The organism is Flavobacterium sp. ACAM 123 (genome assembly GCF_000264055.1).
In the GTDB taxonomy this organism is placed as follows: domain Bacteria; phylum Bacteroidota; class Bacteroidia; order Flavobacteriales; family Flavobacteriaceae; genus Flavobacterium.
Window position 1 is genome coordinate 1 of the sequence record NZ_AJXL01000187.1, and the last position, 3,675, is coordinate 3,675.

A 3,675-nucleotide genomic window follows, 5' to 3' on the forward strand; every position below is an offset into this window, starting at 1 on the left:
CTACCTTTCTTTTTTATGCAAACTAAAATTTTTATTTTTTTACTATCATGAATTCCGATCGTCTGTTTGTAGCGTGATCGTCTTCGCTACATTTAGGATCACACTCTATTTTTAATTCAGATTCTCCAAAACCTTTTCCTGATATATTTTCAGGACTAACTCCTTTAGAAACGATATAATCTACAGTAGATTTCGCTCTTCTCTCGGAAAGATTCATATTATAATCGTCTTTACCTCTTGAATCTGTATGTGATTTTACATAAACTGCTAATTCAGGGTTTTGAGCCATTATGTAAACTAACTTATCCAAAACTTCAGCGGCCTGAGTTGTTATAGCACTTCTGTTATTTTCAAAATAAATTGTATTTAAAATAATTTCAACTTCAGTAACAACAACCTCTTCTATAGGAACCAAAGAGATATCTACTCTTGCACTTCCGCTCGCAGTTTTTAAAGCAACGCTTTTTTGAGAAATAAAACCATCCTTGTTTATTCCAACAACATACTCTTTGTTACAATCTACATCAAATGTTAATTCGCCGCTCTCATTAGACAATAATTTATCTACAACAATATCATTTTTATCAAAAAGAGCTACTCTAGAATTTGATAATGGATTACCTGTCTTGGAATTTTTAACAACTGTTACTATTTGCGATTTACAGATTGGAATAGCACTGTATATATTGTCAACACCAGAACGATTACTTGATACAAAACCTATATTGTTATCTTTATTCAAAGTAAAAGCAAAATCATCCTTTTCTGAATTAATAGGTTTACCAATATTATTAGGCTGACTACCATTTTTCAAATCCACCGAAAAGATGTCATACCCCCCAAAACCTGTTAACCCTTTTGAGGAAAAATACAACAAATTATCGTCCGCAATGAAAGGGAAACTTTCGTCACCGGGAGTATTTATCTTATTACCTAAATTTTCAGGCGTTCCGAAACTCCCATCGGAATTCACTTCAACCTTCCATATATCGATACCTCCTATTGACCCAGGCATATTTGAAGAAAAATAAAGCGTCTTTCCGTCCTGAGCTATTGATGGGTTATTGGTTGAATAACTTTTACTGTTAAAAGACAGTGGAGTTATTTCAGTCCACTTACCATTTTCCTTTCTCGCTTTGTATAAGTTAACCTGGCCAATCTTTAATTTATTTACATTGTCTTTTTGATACAAATCATCATTGAAACTTTCACTAGCAAAATAAATAGCATTACCGTCTTTAGACAACGACACTGGCCCTTCATGAAATCTTGTATTAAGTTCTGAAACTGAGCTTGGTTCTGAATAGGTCCCATCTGTATTATACGTAGATTGATAAATATCTAAAAATGGTTCATTATTCACACCGTATGTTTTGCCACCTACATTTCTTGCACTGGCAAAATACAAGGTGTTATCATACATCACTGCTCCAAAATCAGATTTTTCAGAGTTTATTTCTAATTTATTAACCAAGAATAATTTCTCCTTTTTCAAAAGTTTAGAGAGATAATCCTTATCAGCTATAAAATCAATAGCCCTTTGATCATTTGGCTTCATACTTGCAAATTGCTTCATCTGAACATTAGACTCTTCATACTTCCCATTCGATTTTAGTACCTGTGCATAGTTATAATATAGCGCGGCGTCTCGTTTAGTAATTATGGCCTTTTCATACCATTTTTCAGCCTCGACAGTATTAGCCATGTTGTAATTAGAATCTCCAAGCCGTTTATACACATAAGTGTCTGTGTTTCCTTTTTCAACTAATAAAAGATATTCCTTAGCTGCTTGAACATATTCATACTGCTCAAACAATTTATCTGCGTTCTTGGTTTCTTTATTTTGTGCTTTTAGCGAAAATCCCGTAAGTACTAAAAACGATAGTATGGTAAATTTTTTCATTAATCGTAAAATTTAATATTAGAAAAATCTTGGTGAACGTGAAACTTTTTTCGAAACAAATATATCATACAATAGAATAAATTCATGTGAAGACGGACTAGTTACCTTCAAATCCGAAATAATATGATCGTAGGCGTAACCTACTCTTAATTCCGGTGTCACGGCAAAATTTACCATACCACCAAAACTATCTTCCAGTCTATATGTAGCACCTATTTCAAATTTTTCTTGGTACAAAAAATTTACAGATAGGTCTAATGAAGGACTCACATTAGATGCAGATTTCAACATAAATGATGGCTTGAACTTTAACTCATTGTTAACGTCAAATACATAACCCGCGGTTAAAAAGTAGTGAGACACGTCTGAACCATATTCACGTCCATTATAATCTAAATGTACCGACTTTACTAAATTCGGAATCGAAAAAGCAACATAATAATTTTCTGTATAATAAAATGCTCCAGCACCTAAATTTAATGAAGCATCACTTATGTCTTCTCCAAAAATTCCTTCGGAAGGATCTGGCAAGGAAGACTGAATGTCTCTTAAACCAACTTGATGAAACGAGACACCTGCTTTTATTCCTAAAGCCAGTCTACTAGTCTCATTTAATTGTAAGGTGTATGAAAAATCACCAAATACGTTCTGTTCCGTTACCGGCCCTATCTTATCTGAGATAAAAGACAAACCAACTCCAACATTTTCGCCTACGGGTGCATGTCCGGAAAAGGTAAAAGAAGTGGGAGCATCTTCAATATTAACCCATTGCTTTCTGTATAAAGCTCCAAAAGAGATACTTTCTTTAGAACCTGCATACGCAGGGTTGACGATATTCATATTATACATATATTGCGTATAATGAGGGTTCTGTTGCGCATTTGCACCTATATAGGCAATAAGAACTAAAAGAGAGGTCAAAATTATTTTATTCATGTCTATTTGTTTTTCGTTTTATTCGTCCAGAAATTACTCGTGGAATCCAAAAATAAATTAATTTTCTATTTTTCTCTGATTAAATAGATCCAACCTGTTTTTGTTTCGCCTTTGTTAAGTTCCATTACATAGTAATAAGTTGCACTTGGAAGATTCTCTCCTTTATCTGACTGTCCCTTCCATTGATCTGTATAATTAGATTGCTCATAAACTTTAATTCCATATCTATTAAATATCCCCAGTTTTCTCACATCCATTAATCTCAAATCAAAATAATCATTTGACCCATTACCATCTGGCGATATTCCTTTTTGTATATTACAATAAATGGTTTCGACTGTAATCGCTTTTGTTGCCTCACAACCTGTTGCAGTCGACACTATAGTTAAAGTATAGTTTAAAGGGAAAACTTCTTTTGCAAAACTTGAAACAATCACATCAGAAATATTTAAAATGTTTGAGTTAGTGCCTACTGCGGAACCAGTATTATCTTTCCATTGATAACTTACATTATTTGGATCATACGAATTTGCCAATGGACTAGCTGTAGCCAAATATTCCTTATTTGTACAGTCTCCTACAATTTCAAATTGAATTTGCGTAGGAATAGGATTTATGGTTACCGTCGCACTGGTAGCACACAACCCTAAGGTAGTAGTTACTGTATAACTTCCCGATAATGCTGTTATCGTATTTCCTGAAATTAAAACTCCCGTCGATGGATTTACTGAGTAAGTGTAGGAAGCATCATAATTTGTGATAGTAAAACTTCCTACCGCAACACCACAGGTTGGCTGTGTTACACTACTTAGTGTTGGCTGTGCCGGAGTAAAAGG

Annotated in this window: 3 protein-coding genes; all 3 read right to left on the reverse strand. The window is 33.8% G+C overall.

The features are described from left to right. Positions 1-31 precede the first annotated feature (31 nt). A complete protein-coding gene (locus tag A3SG_RS0117920) occupies positions 32-1,903 on the reverse strand; it encodes an OmpA family protein (RefSeq protein ID WP_016991369.1) in 1,872 nt (623 codons plus the stop codon). Between the two features lie 18 nt (positions 1,904-1,921). Further along, positions 1,922-2,839, reverse strand: coding sequence for a type IX secretion system membrane protein PorP/SprF (locus A3SG_RS0117925; protein ID WP_016991370.1), 918 nt, complete (start codon positions 2,837-2,839; stop codon positions 1,922-1,924). A 65-nt stretch (positions 2,840-2,904) separates the two neighbouring features. Then, the coding region (locus tag A3SG_RS20405) for a gliding motility-associated C-terminal domain-containing protein (protein WP_035664652.1) at positions 2,905-3,675 on the reverse strand (771 nt) is incomplete at its 5' end.